Source organism: Diplocloster agilis, from assembly GCF_019042275.1.
Lineage (GTDB): Bacteria > Bacillota > Clostridia > Lachnospirales > Lachnospiraceae > Diplocloster > Diplocloster agilis.
In genome coordinates, this window is record NZ_JAHQCW010000064.1 from 1 (window position 1) to 22,151 (window position 22,151).

At 49.4% G+C, this 22,151-nt stretch carries 16 protein-coding genes; 15 read left to right on the forward strand and 1 reads right to left on the reverse strand.

Annotated features, from left to right (window positions below; all coding sequences use genetic code 11):
* The first annotated feature begins 923 nt into the window (after nucleotides 1-923).
* From KTH89_RS23535 to KTH89_RS23565, 7 genes are all read left to right on the forward strand, one after another.
* The gene (locus KTH89_RS23535) at nucleotides 924-2,528 is read left to right on the forward strand and encodes a response regulator (protein ID WP_238723334.1); all 1,605 of its coding nucleotides are present in this window, start codon (nucleotides 924-926) and stop codon (nucleotides 2,526-2,528) included.
* Nucleotides 2,525-4,378: a cache domain-containing sensor histidine kinase gene (locus KTH89_RS23540; RefSeq protein ID WP_238723335.1), complete on the forward strand. Its 1,854-nt coding sequence runs from the start codon at nucleotides 2,525-2,527 to the stop codon at nucleotides 4,376-4,378. Before KTH89_RS23535 ends, KTH89_RS23540 begins: the two co-directional genes overlap by 4 nt.
* Nucleotides 4,379-4,381: 3 nt before the next feature.
* Nucleotides 4,382-5,356, forward strand: coding sequence for a sugar ABC transporter substrate-binding protein (locus tag KTH89_RS23545; protein ID WP_238723337.1), 975 nt, complete (start codon nucleotides 4,382-4,384; stop codon nucleotides 5,354-5,356).
* A 38-nt stretch (nucleotides 5,357-5,394) separates the two neighbouring features.
* Entirely contained in the window at nucleotides 5,395-6,468 is a 1,074-nt protein-coding gene (locus tag KTH89_RS23550) for a galactose ABC transporter substrate-binding protein (RefSeq protein WP_158345338.1), read from the forward strand.
* Nucleotides 6,469-6,504: 36 nt separating this feature from the next.
* Nucleotides 6,505-6,798, forward strand: a complete 294-nt coding sequence (locus tag KTH89_RS23555; RefSeq protein WP_158345339.1) for a nucleotidyltransferase family protein — start codon at nucleotides 6,505-6,507, stop codon at nucleotides 6,796-6,798.
* Nucleotides 6,785-7,174, forward strand: coding sequence for an HI0074 family nucleotidyltransferase substrate-binding subunit (locus KTH89_RS23560; RefSeq protein ID WP_238723338.1), 390 nt, complete (start codon nucleotides 6,785-6,787; stop codon nucleotides 7,172-7,174). Before KTH89_RS23555 ends, KTH89_RS23560 begins: the two co-directional genes overlap by 14 nt.
* 139 nt (nucleotides 7,175-7,313) lie before the next feature.
* Nucleotides 7,314-10,064 carry a translation factor GTPase family protein gene (locus KTH89_RS23565; RefSeq protein WP_238723339.1) on the forward strand — a complete coding sequence of 917 codons (2,751 nt, stop codon included), beginning with the start codon at nucleotides 7,314-7,316 and terminating at the stop codon, nucleotides 10,062-10,064.
* Nucleotides 10,065-10,577: 513 nt separating this feature from the next.
* Here KTH89_RS23565 and KTH89_RS23570 read toward each other — a convergent pair.
* Nucleotides 10,578-12,842, reverse strand: coding sequence for an extracellular solute-binding protein (locus KTH89_RS23570; protein WP_238723340.1), 2,265 nt, complete (start codon nucleotides 12,840-12,842; stop codon nucleotides 10,578-10,580).
* A 279-nt stretch (nucleotides 12,843-13,121) separates the two neighbouring features.
* Between KTH89_RS23570 and KTH89_RS23575 the strand changes: the two genes are divergently transcribed.
* The 8 genes from KTH89_RS23575 to KTH89_RS23610 all read left to right on the forward strand — a co-directional run bounded on the left by KTH89_RS23575 (nucleotide 13,122) and on the right by KTH89_RS23610 (nucleotide 21,856).
* Nucleotides 13,122-14,228 (forward strand): sugar ABC transporter substrate-binding protein, encoded by a 1,107-nt coding sequence (locus KTH89_RS23575; protein ID WP_238723341.1) that lies wholly within the window; start codon nucleotides 13,122-13,124, stop codon nucleotides 14,226-14,228.
* 144 nt (nucleotides 14,229-14,372) lie between these two features.
* On the forward strand, nucleotides 14,373-16,475 hold the full coding sequence (locus KTH89_RS23580) for a glycoside hydrolase family 20 zincin-like fold domain-containing protein (RefSeq protein WP_158345344.1): 2,103 nt from the start codon (nucleotides 14,373-14,375) through the stop codon (nucleotides 16,473-16,475).
* Nucleotides 16,476-16,494: 19 nt separating this feature from the next.
* Nucleotides 16,495-18,012 carry a sugar ABC transporter ATP-binding protein gene (locus KTH89_RS23585; RefSeq protein ID WP_238723342.1) on the forward strand — a complete coding sequence of 506 codons (1,518 nt, stop codon included), beginning with the start codon at nucleotides 16,495-16,497 and terminating at the stop codon, nucleotides 18,010-18,012.
* Nucleotides 18,013-18,978: an ABC transporter permease gene (locus KTH89_RS23590; protein WP_158345346.1), complete on the forward strand. Its 966-nt coding sequence runs from the start codon at nucleotides 18,013-18,015 to the stop codon at nucleotides 18,976-18,978.
* A 19-nt stretch (nucleotides 18,979-18,997) separates the two neighbouring features.
* Nucleotides 18,998-19,327, forward strand: coding sequence for an L-rhamnose mutarotase (locus tag KTH89_RS23595; protein WP_158345347.1), 330 nt, complete (start codon nucleotides 18,998-19,000; stop codon nucleotides 19,325-19,327).
* An 83-nt stretch (nucleotides 19,328-19,410) separates the two neighbouring features.
* Nucleotides 19,411-19,773: a sensory rhodopsin transducer gene (locus KTH89_RS23600; RefSeq protein ID WP_238723343.1), complete on the forward strand. Its 363-nt coding sequence runs from the start codon at nucleotides 19,411-19,413 to the stop codon at nucleotides 19,771-19,773.
* Between the two features lie 118 nt (nucleotides 19,774-19,891).
* Complete coding sequence (locus KTH89_RS23605) at nucleotides 19,892-21,070, forward strand: M24 family metallopeptidase (protein ID WP_158345349.1); 1,179 nt, start codon at nucleotides 19,892-19,894, stop codon at nucleotides 21,068-21,070.
* A 48-nt stretch (nucleotides 21,071-21,118) separates the two neighbouring features.
* Nucleotides 21,119-21,856 carry a creatininase family protein gene (locus tag KTH89_RS23610; protein WP_238723344.1) on the forward strand — a complete coding sequence of 246 codons (738 nt, stop codon included), beginning with the start codon at nucleotides 21,119-21,121 and terminating at the stop codon, nucleotides 21,854-21,856.
* Nucleotides 21,857-22,151 lie beyond the last annotated feature (295 nt).

Genomic DNA, 22,151 nt, shown 5'->3' on the forward strand with positions numbered 1-22,151 from the left:
CATCCTGAACCCGGCTTTCCGATTTCACTAAGCGTATTCACAGCCGCCCTATGCGCCCCCAGGGAGATACAAAAGAACCCGGCCGCCCGGAGCGTCCCCAGATACCGCCCACGGTTTCAAGTCCTAAGCAGCGGGCATAGTGCCCCGTGGAAGAACGCTAAGTCAGTGCAACAGCCCGCGGTTCAGAGGCTCTTGCCCGTCGGACGCAAAGTCCGCCGGTCATCCTACCCCCGGCTTTCCGATTCCACTTAGCGGCTGCCAGCGCAAGCCCTCCCCGCAAGCCCTCCGCGCTCCCGGGGAGGCACAAAAGAACCCGGCCGCCGGGAGCCTCCCCGAATACCGCCCTTGCCCCCGTCCCAGCCGACGGTCCTGCCCCAACCCGGGGAAGAACCGCCCCGGCTGCTGTGAGGCTTCGCCCTTATCGGAATCCTCTATTCAATTACACATTCAAAAAGTAAAAAAACAATAACTGAACGCTACAAAATAACACCGGCCACTCAAACCAGCTAAAAAAAGCCTTCTGTAAAGTAGGGGTGAGCGGGAGGGCGGAGGGCCTTTGGAAACCGGGCGGCAAATAACGCGGGGCCAAAGCACTTGAGACCGGGCCTTAGAACGGGTTACGCAGAAGGCGGGAGAACCTCGCAGGGCCTGGAACACTGTCCGAGCCGTCCTTTGGCGAGTTTGTTCCGGGCCCTGCCAATAAGAGGTTCTCCCGCCTTCGGAGTTACCCGTTCTTAGGTCCGGCCGAAGTGCTTTGGCCCCGCGTTATTTGCCGCCCGGTTTCCAAAGGCCCTCCGCCCTCCCGTTCACCCCGGCCCTCCTCAAATCAGCCGGCCCTTCCCCAAGCAGCCGCCCCTTCCCAAAGCTGCCTGCATTTGTTATAATATTTACAGCAGGCCGGAAATACATATTGGGGGGAAGATATGGGCGCTTATACGGTACTTTTGGTGGATGATGAGGAAGAAGTAATCCAGGTCATTATGAAAAAAATCAATTGGGAAGGGCTGGGCTTTTCCGTGGTGGGGTATGCCAACAATGGCGTGAAGGCGCTGGAGATGGTGGAAGAATTTCAGCCGGATGTGGTTATGACGGATATCAAAATGCCTTACATGGACGGCCTGGAGCTGTCGAATCATATCAAGGCGGATTATCCGGCAACCAAGATTTTGATTTTTACCGGATTCGATGAGTTCGAATATGCCAAAGAGGCCATACACCTGGATATCGGAGAATATATTCTGAAACCGGTGAATTCTGTGGAACTGATGAATGTGTTTACACAGTTGAAGATAAAGCTGGATCAGGAGATAAGTGAAAAGCGGAATGTGGAGACACTGCAGAAGTATTATATGGAGTCGCTGCCGCTCCTGCAGGCGAACTTTTATTCCACTCTGATAGAAGGAAGGATCCGTGAGGATGAAGTTTCCGCTTATCTTTCCAATTATCAGATTTCACTTGCGGGGCCGTTCTTTTGCTGTTTGGTCATTTATGCGTCACCGAGCCAAATCCCAAAGGAGATGAATCCTCTGCTTTTGTCCATGTCCGTTCAGAAACAGGCGCAGGAACGTCTGGGGGAAAAGTGGCAGGCGAAATGTTTTTCCTATCTGGGGAATACTGTTTTGATTGTGCAGCTGAAGAATGAAAATGAAATCTCCGAATTGACCGATGAATGTGACCGGTTTTGCAAATATGCCTACCGGATCATTGGCGCTATTGTCACGGTGGGTATCGGTCAGGTCTGCGGAGATATCCTTCAATTGTCACAATCTTATACCGGCGCGAGGGAGGCTGTCTCCTATCGTGTCATCTACGGCACCTCCAGAGCGATCAATATTAAAGAGATCGCGCCGCAGGAGATCAGCAAATCCGGGGTAAGCAATGACGCGGAATTATCATATTTGTTTCGAACCATTCGTCTGAACTCCGCGTCGGATATTATTGAGGCGGTCGATAAGTATCTGGACCATATATTTTCCTCTTCCCTGTCTTTGCAGCAGCACCATATTGCCATTATGGAACTTATCAGCGAATTATATAAGTTTTGCATGAACAATGAGATTGTCATGGAAGAATTCTCAGAGGATATGAGAAAGCTGTATAACAGCCTTCTTGACCTGGAACCGAATGGGCTGCGAAAATGGCTGGTTGATATCGGTCTTTCCTTCCATGAAAAATTAACCAGCGCCCGGAGCCGGTCGACAAAATCGTTTGTGGATAAGGCGAAAGAGTACGTCCGCAATAACTATTCGGATGAGGATCTGTCGCTGGATAGTATCTGCGAGGTTTTGGGTTTGTCGAATTCTTATTTTTCAACTATTTTTAAGAAGGAAACGGGGAATTCCTTTATCGGCTATCTGACGGATTACCGCACGGACCAGGCATCCCGGCAGCTGATCGAAACAAATGAAAAAAGTTATATGATAGCAAGGAATGTAGGTTATACGGATCCCAATTATTTCAGCTATGTATTTAAAAGGCGGTTTGGCGTATCGCCTTCCAAATACAGGACGGAGCATACAAAAGAGTGAAAAAAAAGTATTTTAGGCATTTGAAAAGGGTAAATCCCAGAGGGATACAGTCAACGATTATGTTTGCATTTTCCATGATTGCCATTTCAACCATGCTGATTGTGGGAATTGCAATGTATATCCGTTTCTCCGCCTCATCCCGGCAGGAAATCATACAGAGCAGCCAGAAGCTGATGGAACAGGCCGGGGAAAACCTGGAAGATTATCTGCTCAGTATGAGACAGATCTCGGATGCGGTCTATTATAATGTAATCAAGGAGACGGATATATCCAATAAAGATAACGACATCCAGCAGGGGATGAATCTTTTGTATGAAGCGAACAGGGATAATCTGCGGAGCATTGCCTTATATAATAACTATGGAAGCCTGCTGGCGGCGGAACCGGTCGCATCACAGAAGGAAGATCCCAATGTCACCAGCCAGGACTGGTACAAACAGGCCAGGGCCGAAATGGAAAACATGCATTTTTCCACGCCGCATATTCAAAATCTGTTTAATGACTCTACGTTCCGGTATTATTGGGTGATCTCCTTAAGCCGTGTGGTAGAGCTTACCAATAACGGGGATTCTCAGTTGGGAGTCCTTCTTGTGGATATGGATTATTCCAATATTTCTCGGATGATGAAGCAGATCAATACGCTGAATAACGGGCAGTATTATTATCTGTGTGACAGCAACGGACAAATCATCTATCACATGCGTCAGATACAGATCAGTGACGGTATCAGCAGTGAAAATAGTGAGGTGGCGGCGAAATATAAGGATGGCATCTATGATGAGGTCTTTGAGGGAGAGCACCGGAAGGTGATTGTCAATACAATCAGCTATACCGGGTGGAAGCTGGTCGGGGTAATCCCTTATTCCACATTTAACCTTGGCATGGTCAATATCCGGTATTTTATAGCCGGCCTTATGTTTTTTATGGCGCTGATGCTTGTGATCGTCAACCGCCTTGTATCTGTCAAGATTTCGAATCCTATTTTGAAATTGAATCATTCCGTAATGGAATACGAAGCGGGGGAAAAGCCGGAGATTTACATCGGAGGTTCCCAGGAAATCAGACATCTGGCGCAGTCCATACAAAAATCCTACGAACAGATCGATATCCTTATGAGGGAAATTATCCTGGAACAGACGGAGAGAAGAAAAAGTGAACTGGATGCGCTGCAGAGTCAGATTAATCCCCACTTTTTGTACAACGCATTAGAGTCTATAACGTGGATGGTGGAGGGGGAACGAAACGACGAGGCCGTATTTATGATCTCGCAGCTGGCCAAGCTTTTTAGGATCAGCCTTTCCAAAGGCCGCACCATTATCAGTGTGAGCGAAGAACTGCAGCACGCGGAAAGCTATATGAACATACAGAAGATTCGTTATAAAAATGCGTTTTCCATTGATTTCCAAGTGGACCCGGCGATCTGTTCCTACTGTACCGTAAAATTGATTTTGCAGCCTATCCTGGAAAATGCGATAAACTACGGAGTGAACGGCATGGATGACTGTGCTGAGATAACGGTGACCGGAAGGCTTGAGGAGGATAAGATCATTTTAGCGGTGGCGGATAACGGAATGGGAATGTCGGAGGAGGAAGTAAGCCTGCTGCTGACGGACAGCAACCGGGTTCACAAACATGGTTCCGGCGTTGGACTTGTGAATGTCAACCATCGTATTCAGATTGTTTTTGGCAAAGAATACGGCTTGATTGTGGAGAGCGAGCCGGACCAGGGAACCACGGTTTCCGTCTGCATCCCGGCGGTTCCCTATACGGAAGAAAACAGAAAGATACTTGAAAAGGGCAATATGTTCAGCCGGGAAGAAATGATCGATAAGAAAATACAGGGTAAATAAAAGATGAAGACTGGAAAAAAAGTAGTCATTCTGCTGGAAGCAGTGTTAGCGGTCCTGGTTCTTGCGGCGGTGGTTTTGATGCTGCAGGGAAAAAACGGACAAGATATGGTTAAGGTATCCGTGATCATTCAGAATTCGGATGATACGCAGTGGGCCGCGTTTAAATATGGCTTGAAGATGGCGGCGGAAGATCAGGGAATCGAAGTTTACATAGCCAATACGGGAGAAACACTGACGGTTGAGGAAGAAAAGAGTCTCATCGAATGGGAAATCAGTAATGGGGCGGATGCGGTTATCGTGCGGCCTGTGCCGGAGGAAGGCGCGGAGGAAATGCTAAAAAAATTTGAAAAAAGGATCCCGGTGATGCTGGTGGGATCTACGGCATCAAAAGACAGAAGCTTGTCCGCGCTTCCTGTTACGGAATCCGATAATTATGCCATGGGTACAGCCCTGGCGGAAGAATTGCTCAAAGACTATAACAATAGTGTAGAGGGGAAGACCATAGGCATTGTGTCAGAAACCGGTGAGCTGGAGTCTGTGATGAACCGGGAAAAGGGGTTTCGGGACAGGCTTTTAAATACGGGGATTCAGATTCTCTGGTCGGTAACCAATCGCTCCGGGGAACCAAAAGAGAATCTGCCTGCGGACCAGCCCGAGGTGAATTTTGTGGCCGCTCTGGATAATAACAGCCTGACGGCGGCCGGGGAAGAGGCGGCAGCCAATAATCTGCACGGAGCCATTGTGTACGGAATCGGACATTCTACAGAAGCGGTCTATTATCTGGACACGGGAAATGTGAAGTGCCTGGTGGTGCCCGATGAATTTAATATCGGGTATCAAAGCCTGACGGAGATATCGGAAAGCCTCAGGCGGTTTTTCCATAAAGTGCAGGATAAAGCGGTTTCCCATACGGTGCTTCGCAGGGAGACGCTGTTTACGAAAGAAAACCAGGAAATCATTTTTACAATGAGTCAGTAGAAACGGTTTGAGGATCGGAACAAAAGCAGAGGTAGAGAATGAAATATTTAAGAATTTTGATGACAGGAATCCTTTTAAGTATGGCTATGTTTTCCTTATGCGCCTGTGGAAGAGAGCGGCCGGCTTCGCCGGATCAGATTCATGTGGGAGTGACATACTATAATCAAAGTGATACATTTCTCAATGAGCTGCTTGTCAGTTTTAAAGAACAGCTGGACACTTTCGGAAGCGGCCATTCCATGACACCGGTGACCATCCGGGATGCGGCCGGTTCGCAGCGGACTCAGAATGACCAGGTAAAGGAGCTGATCGACGCAGGGTGTAATGTGCTCTGCGTGAACCTGGTGGAGCGGGCGGACCCGTCGGAAATCATCGATATTGCCAGGAATCATAATGTGCCGATTATATTTTTTAACCGGGAGCCTGTCAAAGAGGATATGATGCAGTGGGACGCGCTTTACTATGTGGGCGCGGACGCAAAGCAATCAGGAGTCATGCAGGGGGAGCTGGCGGCAGAGGCGATCCTCTCTAACAGCAGGATCGACCGTAACCGGGACGGTAAGATCCAATATGTGGTACTGGAAGGGGAGCCCGGCCATCAGGATGCGATCATCCGCACGGAAAATGCGGTGGAAACTTTAAAAAATAAGGGGATCGTGCTCGAAAAATTAGGTAACGGGATTGCGAATTGGAATCGGGCCCAGGCCCAGAACCGAATGGAACAGATGCTGGCCCAGTATCAGAATAAGATAGAGCTTGTCCTGGCCAATAATGACGATATGGCTCTTGGAGCCATCGATGCCTATGAGAAAACAAATTTAACCGAGTCGGCCTACCCTGTGTTTTTCGGAATAGACGGCACGCAGGTGGGATTGGAAGCTGTCCTTGATGATAAGCTCTCCGGAACCGTATATAACGATAAAGAAGGACAGGCGGCGGCAATGGCAGAGCTGGCGGTTGCCCTGGCCACAGGAGAAGGAATGGAAGATATGGAATTTGAGAACGATAAATATATTTACCTTCCATATGCTGAGATTACAAAGGATAATGCCGGTCAGTTTCTCACGGAAGAGGCGCTTCGAAAATATAATCAGAATGGAAGCAGCTATTGATATAGCAATATTTCGGTTAAATATTGGAGAGAGATTATGGATGGAACAGGAATTAAACAGCAGGTCATTGAAGAAATCAGGAAACTGGCGCAGGAATATGGTATCAGAAAGATAATTTTATTTGGTTCCCGTGCGCGCGGAGATTTTAGAGAAACCAGTGATATCGATTTAGCAGTGTCGGGAGGTGATTTTGAACGTTTTGCGTTGGATGTGAATGAAGAAACTTCAACGCTCTTAAAGTATGACATCGTTAATTTGGACAGAGATATTCAGCAAGAGCTGCAAGATTCTATCAGAAAGGATGGGAGGGTGCTCTATGAAAAAGTATGAAAACTTTTGCGCTTCCTTATCAAATATGAAGGAGATTTACAATTATAAAGAACCGTATGACAGTGTTGTTTTGACAGGGCTTGTAGGACTATACGAGCTATGCTTTGAGCAGTCTTGGAAGATGATGAAAGAAATATTGGAAGTTCACGGCTATGAAGAGGGGGCGACCGGTTCGCCTAAAATTATTTTGAAAACTGCATATAAAGCAGGAATGATAAAAGATGAAGATCTCTGGCTTCGTGCATTGCAGGAGCGGAATAATGTTGCGCATTCTTATATTCGCAAGATTGCGTATGAAATTGTTGCACAGGCCAAAGAAAATTTTTATGATATGTTTTGTACGCTGAAAGAAGAAATAGAGGATCATTGGATTTAGAAATTGATATCGGTGGATATGCCGGATACAGGAATCAATGTGCCGAAAGTGCTGAATCTCGTGTTCTTCAAAAAGGTAATGGGCAAAGCAAAATTTTGGCAAATGAGCTTATTATAAAACAGAGAAAGAGGTATTTTCGATGGAGAACACACCAGAGAATAAACCCAAAGAATATGTTAGTATTGGTCTGCTGGCACACGTGGATGCGGGCAAGACCACGCTGGCCGAGAGTATTTTGTATCTGACCGGCAGTATCCGCAAATTTGGAAGGGTGGATCACCAGGACGCGTTTCTGGACACCTTCGCGCTGGAGCGTGCCAGAGGGATTACGATTTTTTCCAAACAGGCGGAATTCATGCTGGGGGATATCTGCGCCACGCTTCTGGACACGCCGGGACATGTGGATTTTTCCGCGGAGATGGAGCGGACCTTGCAGGTACTCGATTACGCGATCCTGGTGATCAGCGGGGCGGACGGCGTGCAGGGACATGTACAGACGCTGTGGCGGCTGCTGAAACGCTATCGGATACCGGTATTTTTCTGGATCAATAAAATGGATCAGCCGGGGACCGACCGTCAGGAATTACAGCAGGAGCTGAAAAACAGGCTGGATGAGAGGTGCCTGTATTTTGGAAAAGACCAGGATTCGGATACTTTTCTGGAAAATCTGGCCATGTGTGATGAGAGACTGTTGGAAACTTATCTGGAGACCGGCGGAATCGGGCAGGAGGATATCAGACGGCTGATACGCGATAGAAAGGTATTTCCCTGCTATTACGGGTCTGCCCTGAAGCTTAACGGGGTGGAAGAGTTTCTGGACGGGCTGGCGAGGTATTGCGACTGTCCGCGGTATCAGGAGGAATTCGGCGCCAGGGTCTATAAGATAGCCAGGGATGAGCAGGGCAACCGGCTGACCTATATGAAGATAACCGGCGGAAGCCTTAAGGTGAAAACATTGCTCTCCGGGCAGAAGGGGGAAGCCTGGGAAGAGAAAGTGGATCAGATCCGCATCTATTCCGGTTCGCAGTACCAGGCGGTACAGGAGGCTGCGGCCGGGACTGTGTGCGCGGTCACTGGCCTTACGAAGACGTTTTCCGGGGAAGGTTTGGGAATAGAGACGGAGGCGGAGATCCCGGTGCTGGAACCGGTGTTGACCTATCAGATCCAGCTGCCGCCGGAGTGCGATGTGCATACGGCATTTTTAAAGCTTAAGATGCTGGAGGAAGAGATACCGGAGCTTCATATGGTGTGGGTGGAGTCTGCGGGCGAGATCCATGCCCAGGTGATGGGAGAGGTGCAGATCGAAATCTTAAAGAGCCTGATCCGGGAACGGTTTGCTATCGATGTGGAATTCGGTTCCGGGAGTATCGTTTATAAGGAGACCATCCAAAGCCCGGCAGAGGGAGTGGGGCATTTTGAACCGCTGCGCCATTATGCGGAGGTACACCTTTTGCTGGAGCCGGGTGAACCGGGGAGCGGCCTTACGTTTGATACGTCCTGCAGTGAGGACGTGCTGGACAGAAACTGGCAGCGACTGATTTTGACGCACTTGGAGGAAAAGGAACATATCGGTGTCCTGACCGGATCTCAGATTACGGATATGAAGATTACCCTGACAGCGGGCCGGGCCCATCAGAAGCATACCGAGGGAGGCGACTTCCGGCAGGCCACCTACCGTGCGGTGCGCCAGGGATTGAAAATGGCCGACTGCGTGCTGCTGGAGCCGGTCTATGAGTACCGCCTGGAGGTTCCTGCCGAGAAGGTGGGCCGGGCCCTGTCCGATATTCCGAAGATGTACGGGACTTTTTCCGGGCCTGAGACGGATGGGGACATGTCCATTTTGACCGGAAGCTGCCCGGTGGTCACTATGAGGGATTACCAGACCGAGGTGACGGCTTACACCAGCGGAAGGGGGAGGCTGTCCTGCACGTTAAAAGGATATGAACCCTGCCATAACGCCGAAGAGGTGATCGATTCCATCGGCTATGATTCGGAGAAGGATCTGGATCATCCCACGGGCTCCGTATTTTGTTCTCACGGCGCCGGGTTTGTAGTCGGCTGGGACCAGGTCCGGGAATTTATGCATGTGGAGAGTGGGGTTTCCTTCGATCAGGAGCCGAAGAAAATAGATCCGGCGCCTTCTGTGAATACAGACTGGAGCAAGGCATCGCCGCAGGCGGATGAAAAAGAGCTGGAGGAGATCTTCGCCCGGACTTACGGGCCGGTAAAGAGAGAATCGCCCGGCTGGGCCAGAACCTCCGGAAGAACGATAAAGAGAGCAAGCGTCGAGGAGCGGTACAAGTCCGGCGGCAGCCACGCGCCAAAACCAAAACGTCCGGAGGAAGAATACCTGCTGGTAGACGGCTATAATATTATATTTGCCTGGGATGATCTGAAGGAATTGGCAAAGGTCAACATCGAGAGCGCCAGGAATAAACTGATGGATATTCTGTGCAATTATCAGGGCTTTTTGAAAAATACCCTGATACTGGTATTTGATGCATACAAGGTGGAAGGCGGTCAGGGAGAGATCTCCAAATACCACAATATCTATGTGGTATATACCAAGGAGGCGGAGACCGCGGATCAATACATCGAGAAAACAGTGCACCGGATCGGACGCAAATATCATGTCACAGTTGCCACATCCGATGCCACGGAGCAGGTGATCATTCTGGGGCAGGGGGCAGGAAGGCTGTCGGCCCAGGGATTAAAGGAAGACATCGAACGGATCAACGAACAGATCCGAAGCGTCATACACCAGAAATACAAGGGCGGCAGAAACTACCTGTTTGAATATCTCCCGGAGGAGATGACGGAAATCATGGAAGAAGTGCGCCTCGGAAGAAAAACCTTTGAACCGGACAGCGGAGGCCAGGAACCGAAATAAAAATAGTAGCGCTCGAAAAAACCTCGTTGACTATTTTTTATACATCGCACGTAAGCGGCTTAAAACAGCCGCAAGTGCTCATAGCTATAAAAAAGAAACTAAAAACGTATAGCTGTTCATCCACGGGTTTGGGTATGCCCGCTGCTTCAGGACAGGGAGGACGCCGGTTTCCGGGGATGCTTTCGGCGGCCGGGATCTCTTGTGTCTCCTCCGGGCGCGCATAGGGCGGCTGTGCATACGCTTAGTGGAATCGAAAGGCCGGGTTCAGGATGCACGGCGGACTTCACGTCCGACGGGCAAGAGCCTCTGAACCGGGAACACCTCATGTGTTCCTGGTGAATAGGCTCGGTTCCTGAACCCGGCCTTTCGATTCCACTTAGCGTATGCCAGCGCAAGCCCTCCGCGCGCCCGGAGGAGACACAAGAGATCCCGGCCGCCGAAAGCATCCCCGGAAACCGGCGTCCTTCCCGTCCTGAAGCAGCGGGCATACCCAAACCCGTGGATGAACTCACGCTACAACCTTTTACAAAGCTCTTCCAGCTCCCGGTGCGTATTCGTGATCACGTCCTGCACCTCCAGCTTATCTTCCAGCAGTTCGTAGATCCATTTGCAGACGATGGAATCGATCTCATTCTGAGATACGATTCGCTTGCCCTTCAGCCGGGGCGGGATCGGAGGTTTACAATAGGTGTAGGTGGAATGATAGAGCGGAAGCCAGGGATAGAGCTTGACCAGCTCATCATTCGTATAGGTGGAAGTGATGGCCGACTGGCCTCCTAAGAGAGTCAGGTAGTTGGCCACCTGTTCATCGCAGGTCCACTTCAAAAATTCGAAAGCTTCCTCCTTGTGGCGGGAGACCGCGCTGATTCCCATGCTCCAGCCGCCTAAGAGCGGACAGTGCCCGGGGATATGATGATAGCCGATGGAACCCACCAGGCTGCTCCGGCGCAGGTCTACGATATCGGTCAGGAAGGAAGGATAAGTGATCAACATCGCTGTCTCGCCCTGGAGGAAATCCTGTACGATGCTGACATCCGTGGCTTCCTGGTAGTTGGGCTTCGCCGCCTTGACCGAGCGCACAAAATGAATGTAAGCTTTCAGGGATTGGGCGGAATCCAAAGACACTTTGCCGTCATGATCAAAGAGCTTCCCGTTATAGGCCCGCAGCCGCATATAAATCTCAGGGGCAAGGCATTCGTCGTAGGCGGCGGGGACGGAGATTCCGTAATCAATGCGGTCCGATTTGTTGGTAAAGAAATCGGCGATCGTATTAAACTCCTTCAAGGTAAGCGGCGGGCGCAGTGTGATATTGTTCTGCTTTTCGTAAGCGGCCTTCAAATCGGGATCTTCGAACAGATCCTTTCTATAATAAAAGATCTGCGGCGCGTACATAAAAGGAATGCCGTAATAATGCTGGTTATAATTGCTGTAATATTTCAGGCAGCCGGGCAGAAAGATATTCAGGTCGATGGATTTTAGCTGCTGGGTGATATCTTCCAGAATGTGATCGGAGGCCAGGGCCGGCAGCCACGGGATATCATACATAAACACATCGTAAGGGTCTTCCCCGGCAAAAGCCTGGCTGTGATTTTCCAATATCTTATCATATAAATAATGATGGGGCAGGATCGTGATGTCGGCGTGGATATTCGTCCTGTTTTCAAAGTTGCGGATCAACCCCTGAAGAGAGTGAACCTGAGGGGTATCCATCATGAGAATGCGGACCGTTTTCTGCGGTTCTCTTTTTTTGTCCGATTTGTCCATAACGGTAACCGTTCTTACGAGAGACATGGGCTTGTTGAGCGACGTGTCCCGCAGAATGATTTTCTCATTTTCTTTGGTGGACGGAGATTTGAGCTGTTCCAACAGCAGGTTGGAAGCGGTCTGACCCAGCTTGATGGCGGGCCTGGCGGCGGACGCGTTGGTCATGGAATGGGTATAAAGATTCCAGTGCTCCTCCCCAAGCGTTATCACAGGGATATCTTCGGTGCGGTAGCCGAGGATCGTAAACGCCTCGATGATCCCTGTGGCGATGGATTCCGATGTGGCGATGATCGCGTCGGGCTTATGCCTTTTTAACAGCTGTATCGTTTTTCGAAACGCGTCCTCTTTGCTCAGATTGGTTTTCAGCAGATAGGCCGGGTCCGGTTTGGAACCGCATTGGTTCAGGGCTTCCTGGAATCCGCTGATACAGTCGGCCTCGCAGTCGAATTTGGAAGGACCGCTCATCAGGTAGATATTCCGATATCCGTAATCTAACAGATAGGTGGTCATGTATTTTATGATCGAGAAATTGTCGAAGGAGACAAAGTTTGCATCCAGGCTGTGAATATTGCGGTCGATCAGGACCAGGGGCCTTTGGTCGGAGGTAAAATAATCATAGTAAAACTTCCAGTTGTCAGGCTGGCAGGAGACCAGGATCAGGCCGCAGATCTGTTTCTTCAAAAAGTTGCGGACGATATTCTGCTCGTAGTCCGGGATATCGTAGGAAAATGACAGATTGACATAATATCCTGTATTTTGAAATGTATTCTCAATTCCCTGAAACATCTGTACATAATAGGAATCGTTCAGATTCGGCAGAATTACTCCGATATCATTATAGAAATTTGATTTCAAACTTTTCGCCGAGAGATTCTGGGAATATTGCAGGGCATCCACAGCTTCCTTGATTCTCTGGGAAACCTCCTTACTAACCGGCTTGGTATGATTCAGATAATTCGATACGGTGGCAATGGAAACATCAGCCAGCTTTGCCACGTCTTTTATCGTAGCCATGGACAATCCTCCCTTTAACCTTTCAGGCCTTATTTCGTACTTTTAATAGGAAATTCCGCTAACGGAATTCTTTCATACACTATAGCATATAAGTGTTTAAATGTAAAGTGAAACGTTTAAATTAAATTAAAGTGAAAATGAAGTGAAAATGTTGACTGGACCGCGGAAAGCAACTAAAATATAGGACAGAGGGAAACAAGAGAACGGTATTTAGGGTAGTGGGAATGATAAATGAGGTTGCTCATTTTATCATAAAATTTTAAAGGAGGGTTTTGTTTTATGAAAAAAGCACTAGCATTACTCATGGTAGCAGCGATGTCACTGGGACTGGTAGCATGTGGATCTTCTGAGAAACCTGCGGAGGCTCCGGCAGAGAGCGCAGCACCGGCAGCTCCTGCGGAATCCGCGAAACCGGCAGAATCACAGGCTCCGGCCGCAGACAGCACAGGGGAAAAGCAGACCTATAAGATCGGCGTCTCCATTATGGAGCTGACCGCGTACACCTGGTATCAGGGCGTGATCGACGGCTGCAATCAGTGGATGGCAGATCACGGCGATGAGTACGGAGTAAACTTCGAATTTTCTTTTGAAGATTCCAGATCTGATGTTCAGACGATGCTGACCAACGTGGAGAATATGGCAAGCGCAGGCAGCGATGGTATTATCCTGTTCCCGGCTGACGCATCCTCCGCGATCCCGACCATGAAAGAACTGACAGGCCAGGGAATCCCGTTCGTAATCGGTGATTATGCCCAGGAGCCCAGCTCTGACAGTGACGTGGTATGGTCCACCTTCGTAGGCCATGACATGAAGGCGCTCGGTAAGAAAGCAGGAGAAGAGGCTGTAAAATATCTGGATACGTTAGGAAAAGATGATCCGGTATGCCTGTTTATCTCCCGTCCTACCTCCGGTCAGGTATCTCAGGACCGTTTTGACGGATTTAAGAGCGCGGTTCTGGAAAAATATCCGAACGCTAAGATTATTGAAGAAGGCGACACCGGCGCTGGTAACCGGGATTCCGCCCAGACGTTGATGGAAAACGTGCTGCAAAGAGAATCTGTGATCGATGTGGTATGCGGACATAATGATGCAGAAGTAGTCGGCGCTTATTATGCGGCAGTGGCACAGGGCAGAGACGAGACCAAATTCATTGGTATCGCCGGTGATATCGACGTATTGACCTGGATCTCCGAAAACAATGACAAATGGCTGGCGGAAGTACTGCAGGACCCGGTAGTTCTGGGCTATCAGGCAACGGACGCTATGTATAAAGCTTTAGTATTAAAAGAAGACCTTCCGGAAAACTATGACCTTCCGGAACCCGAAGCAATCACACCTTCCAACATCGCAGATTACGACTGGAAGAACTGGGGATGGCTTGGCTGATCAGAACGGCAGAATGATTCTGAATATTTAATAGGTATATAAAAAATAAAAGACGGCGGGATAATTTTGCCCGCCGGCTTTTATAAGCGAAAACAGACATTGAAATTAAAGCAGACTTAAAAAATAAAACAGGGGGTTCGATAAATGATCAATTTGTTACCGGAACCAAAACATTTGATAGAAAAACAGGGCTCAACGAGACCATTTTATAAAATCTGTCTGAACTCTGAAGAAAAGAATCTCGATCTGAATGAATTGCTGGAAATAACAGAACTTCGTCTGTGGAATTATAAAGAAATAAAAACTGCTGTCGGAGAAGGCAGCGACGACGGCGAGATGCCGGTACATATTATTTTATCGCTTAACGGGCTTAATGCGGAACAGCCGGAACTGTTTAAGGAGCAGGGATATGATCTGGATATCCGGGAAGAAGAAATCATCTTAAAATACGAAAACAGGGCCGGTTTTATTAATGCGGTTACTTCTTTGAAAATGCTGTTAAAGGAAAGCGACGGCGCTTACCGGCTGCCGCTGTGCCAGATTACCGATTATCCATCCCTGCCGGTGCGGGCTATTGCACAGACCTTTTCCTGGTATGCGGGCTACGGCAGATTCGGTTTTGACAGCCAGCTGTGGGGATATGAGGACTGGGTACAGTATCTGAATATCTGTCTGGACAATAAAATCAATCAGTTTAATCTGGTCATGTATGGATACTGGCCTTTTGATATGGAGGACTATCCCGAGACTGTGTTCCGGGATGTACCCATCAAAATATGGAATGCGGAGAACCGCAGATGGCTGACCGTGCGGTATACCCATCCGAACCTGGAAGAACCGTATATGGACAAATTTATCCGGCTGGCGCATAAGCTGGAGGTCAAAATATTTGCCTATGTGGGACTGAACTCCTATAACGGCGCGTTTTCCATCAAACATCCGGAAGCGAGGATGAAAGCGCCCAAGTCCAGCGGTTTCCTGAACGATTTCGATTCGCTGTGCTTAAGCTATCCGGGAACCGTGGATTATATCATTGAATCCATGCGACAGATCGCCAGACTGGGCTTTGACGGTTATACGCTGGAGGAGAGCGAGGAAGGATTCTGGTACTGTGAATGCGACGAGTGCAAGAAACGCTGGCACGCGATCAGCAGCTCCCCCGGTGAGGCGAAGCACAAAGCAAACATGTGGCTTCTGCAGAAAATTTACGACGCGGTGAGGGAGATCAATCCCCAGGCTGTGATCGGCATCCGGGCATTCCGCCAGCCGCCCCTTGAGAAAGATCCGGCATTCTTAAAAGAGTGTGTGGACTCCATGCCGAAGGATATTATGCTGTTCTGGGCGCCGGGCCTGTATGTGCCGGAAACCGAATTCCCGAAATGGTGTGACGCATTTGGCCGGGACAGGATCTGGGCGAGAGACACGGAATCCAATTCCATCACGTCCACCATGGGACGTCTGTACCGGACCTTTAAGTCCAATATGATCCGCTATGAGGATGAAACCAATGAGCAGGTCATCGAGACCGATATCCGCCAGCACAAGGGCAGTGTGGAAATGGGTGTACACGGCATTAACGGATTCATGTTTGAATGGTACGGACTGTTCATGCACCTGTTTGCCCACGGCAACTATGGCTGGGGTTCCACGATGGATGAGGAAGAATTCTATCAAAGGGCCTGTGAGCTGAACTTCGGCGCATTGGGAGAAACCATCCTGTATGTGATGAAAAATATGATAACCATTCACGAAAGCCAGATTCCCCTGTACACCACGGCTTTCCCGTTCCAGAAGAATAAGATGACCCAGGAGGACATTCCGGCTATTCTCGCGGCCAAGGCGAACCATGAGAACCTGATGGCGAAGATCCATATGCTGCAGCAGGAAGCCGGCCGGAACGAAAAACTCTATCCATGGCTTACTCATTTTGACCGGTGGGAAAATGCGGAACGAAGAAATGCGGTGATCTATGACATGGTGCTGGCGGCGCTGGCCTATGAAAGAGAGCAGGATCCGGAAAAGAAGGAACAATTGCTGGATGAAATCTTGTATCTGAATGAAAAAGATTTCGACATCGTAAAAGAGATGTTCTTTGATATCAACCCGGTAAACGAGACGGGTGTGAACAGCTGCATGTTCCCCTATCATGAGCTGAAACGGCTGATTCACAATATCAGACATCCCGAGGCACCGGATGACGCAATTATCTGTTCTGGCGTGGAAGCCCTTGGGTGGTTATGGCTGTAATTTGGAAGGAGTTATCGAAATGGGCGAAAATAAAACGGATGTAACACCCTTGATTGAGATAAAGAACTGTACGATGGAGTTCCCCGGCGTGAAAGCGCTGGCGGATGTGAATTTTACGCTGATGCCGGGCGAGTGCCACGCTCTGGTCGGAGAAAACGGAGCCGGAAAATCAACCCTGTCCAAGTGTATTACCGGTGAAAACAGAATGACCAAGGGCGAGCTGTTCGTCAAAGGCGAGCAGATCAAAATTCCATCCTACAGTGTACGGGAATCTCAAAGCAGAGGAATCGCCATCGTTCATCAGGAGTTCACGCTGATGAGCGATATGAACGGCGTAGAAAATATATTTGTAGGACGTTATGAGAAGAAACACGGGCTGATCGATTGGAAAGCCCTGGACCGCCGCGCGCAGGAAATGCTGGATTTCCTTCAGTGCGACATCAATCTGCATATCCCGGTCAAACATTTGAGAACGGCGGAGAGGCAGATTATCCAGCTGGCCAAAGCGCTGCTTGACGATCCCTCGATCATCATATTCGACGAGCTGACGGCGGTGCTGCAGGAAAAGGATATTGAAAATATTTTCCGTATCATCGGCCTGCTGAAGCAAAAGGGAATCGGTATCGTCTACATATCCCACCGTCTGAATGAGGTGTTCGAATGCTGCGATTCCTACACGGTATTGTGCGACGGACGTTATATCAATTCCGGAAAAGTGAAGGACATCGACAACGGGCAGCTGGTGAAGATGATTATCGGCCGGGAACTGGCCAATGTTTATCCCCCGGTCAACGAAGATCTGGGTGAAGTGATCCTGGAAGTGAAGAACTTAACGGCGCCGAAGGCATTTCGGGATATCAGCCTGCAGGTACGGGCCGGAGAAGTGGTCGGCCTCGCGGGGCTTTTGGGAGCCGGTAAAACCGAGCTGGTCCAGGCGATCTTCGGAAACCATAAGATCGTAAGCGGAGAAGTGCTGGTCAAGGGAAAACCGGTCCATTGCCGCAAGCCGTTCCAGGCGATCCGTCTCGGCATGGGGCTTGTGCCTGATGAGCGGCGGACGCTGGGATTGAATATGAAATTCGACATCAAAGATAATACGACCCTGCCGTCCATGAAGCTGTTCCGGAAGATGGGAATCTTCCAGGATCACGAGGCGGAATCAAAGGCCGCTTATGAGATCAATGAGAAGATGAATCTTGCCTACTATTCCCTGTGGCAGAACGTAAAGAAACTGTCCGGCGGTAATCAGCAGAAAATCGTTATTGCCAAATGGCTGCTGCGGGATACGGAAATCTTTTTGCTGGATGAACCGACCCGCGGAATTGACATCGGGGCAAAATTCGAGATTTACCAGCTGATTCATGAGCTGACGAAACAAAAGAAAGCGGTTATCCTGGTTTCCCCGGAAATGGAAGAACTGATCGGGCTGTGCAACCGGATCTACATCATGTACGAAGGCGCAATTATGGATGTTGTGGAAGGTGAAAGAAAGACACAGGAAGTCATCATCAATAATTTGTTAGGAGTGAACGCATAAATGAATGATTATAAGACAAAATCAAAAAAATACAGCGGCGGCGCAAAAGCTCTGCTGACCGACTGGATGATTTTATTTCTATTTATCGCACTGTTTATTTTGTGCTGTTTCAACAGTAACTTCCGCACCACGAACAATATCATGAATGTGCTGCGACAGGCATCCTTTGTAGCCATCATTGCCATGGGAGAATTTTTCGTAATCCTGATCGGGGAGATGGATATGTCCATTTCCTCCACCATCGGACTGGTCTCTATCTTTTTTGCCGGCTGTACGGTAAACTACGGATTGCCCATCTGGGTATCCTTCCTGATCGTGGTCGCCATGTCCGCGGCGGTGGGAGTGATCAACGGCTGTCTCGTGGTATACGGCAAAATGCCGTCGTTTATCGCGACGCTTGTTATCATGAATATGCTAAAAGGTGTCAACTACATATATTCCGACGGCCTGCCGATCTCAGGCCTGCCCGACAGCTTCGGCAAGATGGCTCTCGGAAAACTGGGAATCGTGCCTTATGCGGTTATCCTGATGGCAGTTGTAGCCGTTATCCTGTATATGTTTACCGCGCATACGGCGATCGGGCGCAGCTTCTTCGCAGTAGGCGGTAATAAGGAAGCTTCCAAACTGTCCGGTCTGAATGTCAACTTTGTAGCGATCCTGGCATTTGTCATGTGCGGAGTCCTGACTTCGATCGGAGCGCTGGGGCTTACGTCCAAGACCCAGTCCGGAAACGTGACGCTGGGCGATAACCTGCTGTTTGATGTCATGACCATCTGCGTGCTGGGCGGCACCTCATTAACCGGCGGCCGGGGACGCGTGGTCGGTATCGTGATCGGCGCTTTGTTCCTGCAGGTGATATCCAATATTATGGTTCTGATGGGAATCAACACGTACTGGCAGTGGGTAGTGAAAGGTATCATTTTGGTCGTTGTTGTTTTGATCGATTCTTTCTCCAAAAAGGATTGATCGTAAAAGGAGAGATTGCATGCGAAGACAGGTATTCGGTCAGATCGGGAAGTTAAAGCCGGATAAGATCCAGGAATATATCGAGCTTCACGCGAACACGTGGCCCGGGGTCCTGGAAACGATCCACAAATGTAACCTGAGAAACTACTCTATCTTTATACAGGGTGACAGCGTATTCTCTTACTATGAATACATCGGCGACGATTATGATAAAGATATGGCCCTGATGGAGGAGGACAGCATCACCCAGGAGTGGTGGAAGCATACGAGACCGTGCTTTATAAAATACGCCATAACTCCTGACAGTGAATTTTACCACGACATGCAGCAGATATTTTACTATGAATAACGGACGATAAAAAGAAGGGACCAGCGCAGCGAAAGCTTGCGGTCAAATAAATAAATTAAGAGACAGAAATGAGGGTGAGAAACATGGGTTATGGACAGAAGGTATGGGTATTTCCCGACGCGGAACTTCCGCCGGTAGGCGTGAACAGTATCCCGGGACATGAATCCATCATTATTACGAACACGGGAAATGAGGATGCCCATATCAACATTACACTTCTGTATACCGATCGGGAACCGGTACGGAATATTCCGGTCACGGTAGAGGCAGAGAGGGTGCGCTGTTTGAGAACCAACGAGGAAAAAGATTTTGGAGCGCATACGGCGGCCTTTGGTGAACAGTACGCGATTCTCTTAGAAAGCGACGTGCCTGTCGTCGCACAGTATGGCAGGGCGGAGCCCCGGACCGTAGCGTTTTATACGACTCCAGGTTACAGTTGTGACTGAGTGAAATAGCTATATCAGACGCTTTCGGGCAGTGTATATAGGAAATCTTAAGCATCGCATGCAAGCGGCTAAAAAAGCCGCTGCATGCTCAAAGTAATTAAAATTGGAGGAAAAAATTATGGCAGAACATGGAAGTATCTGTATTCCCGTTGAGGAGTACAAAGAGAGAGCAAAAAAAGCGGGACAGATCCTGCAGAGGGAAGGGCTGGACGCCCTGATTGTAAATTCAAACGAATCCGATTACGCCAACGCGCGTTATTTTTCCGGATTCTGGCCGCTGTTTGAGCGCTGCGGCGTAGCGATCAACCCGGCGGGCGAAGCTGCGCTGATGGTAGGACCGGAGAGCCGTGAATTCGCTGCGGACCGTTCCAGAATTGATAAAATCTTCGTATTAAAAGAATACCGGGAAGGCGCAGATCCCGCTTATCCCGAGCTTCAGGCCGATACCTATCACGATGTGTTCAAAGCATTAGGAATCACAGGTTCCAAGCTTCGCATCGGTGTGGCCAGCTATCTGGATACCTCCGTAATCATTATGGAAGGCATCAAAGCTGCATTCCCGGAAGCTGAGATCGTGCGTGCGGATCATGTGATGGTAGAGCTTCGTTCCATCAAATCCGTAAATGAAATCAATTGTCTGAAGGAAGGCTACCGGATCGCAGAGCTGGCAACCCAGCAGGTCATCAAAGAGATCCGTCCCGGAATGACGGAGCTTCAGATGGTCGGTGTGGCTGAGAGAGTGGTATATGAAAACGGAGCGGAATACGAAGGTCTTCCGATGTATGTATTCTCCGAAGCGTCCACCCGTCATGCTATCTCCCGTTCTTCTTACCGGAAATTCGAGAAGGGCGACATCGTACAGTTGAACCTGTCCGCGAAAATCGACGGCTATTCCGCTTCCATCGGTTACCCCATCGTTCTGGGTAAACTGGAAGGAAACAGAAGAGATGTGGTGATGTTCGGACTGGAAGCCCACAAATGGACACAGAAACAGATCAAAGCCGGCGTAATTGCCGCTGATATTGCAAAGAATTTTTATCAGTATTATGTGGAAAATAATTACCAGGATAACTTTGTCTACGGCCCGATGCATGGCACCGGTATGATCGAAGTGGAAGCTCCCTGGGTAGAGACGATCTCTAACTATGCGCTGCAGCCGAATATGACGTTCCAGATCGATACATTTATCTCAACCAAGACGTTTGGCGTCCGCTGGGAAAAAGGAATCGCGGTTACCGAGAGCGGATGTGAGGTTCTCTCGCCGGAAATCGGAAAACTGTACGAACTGGAATTCTAAGCAGGCCCTTGAAGCAGGCCTGACAGGGCAGGAAAGGAGTGGATCAAGATGCAAATGGTTGATATGTTCTATAAGGAACTGGAGGACGCGAAGAAGCGGAAGGTACCGTTTATTATTCCGATCGGGACGATCGAGTATCATGCGCTCCATGCCAGCTGCGGCACGGATACGATGGTGATTAACGGAGTGTTAAGAGAGCTGGAGAAGACAAAAGAGATCGTGGTGTGCCCGCCGATTTGGTACGGCGTGGCCAGTTATGCAGTCGGCGGACCCGAGACAGGCACGATCCATGTGGATGTGGATGCCTATGAGAATTATATCTATTGCATTCTGAAGTCGCTGATTTATGGCGGTGTGAAAAATATTTATTGCGTGGCCCATCATCAGACGGAGGAAGCCGGGCTGATGCCTATGACGCTGGCTTGCCATAAAGCCGCGAAGAAGGTTACGATGGAGTTTATGGAGGACACCAGAGGCAAGGGCTGGTGGGGCAGCAATGATTATGCCGACTATTATGAGAATCTGGGTTCAGGCGATGATCCGTTCTCTTATATCAAAGTGATTCCTCTTATGAGTGCAAAGTGCCAGCATAAGATCGGCGGATTTGACCATGCCGGTAAGTTTGAGTCCAGCCTGATGTACGCCCTTTATCCGGACCATGTGGATCTGGAGAGGACGAAGGAGAATACGGAGTGGTTTGCGCTGAATTCGGTGGAAACCAGTATGGAACTGGGACAGTTTATGGTGAAATGTGCGCTGGAGTCCCTGGAAGAGATTATCGTTTAGTGCGTAGTTCGTGAATCAGTGGAACAGAACCCTTTCGGCCTGTGGGCCGGATGGGTTCTGTTTTTTTTGAGAGGGGTCGGGAAGAGAGCTGCGGGGAAGGCCGGGATGATCCCGGATGGGCGGGGACGCTCCGGGCGGCCGGGTTCTTTTGTATCTCTCTGGGAGCGCGGAGGGCTAGCGCTGGTATCCGCTAAGGGGAATCGAAAAGCCGGGTTCAGGAACCGAGCCTATTCACCAGGAACACTTGAGGTGTTCCCGGTTCAGAGGCTCTTGCCCGTCGGACGTGAAGTCCGCC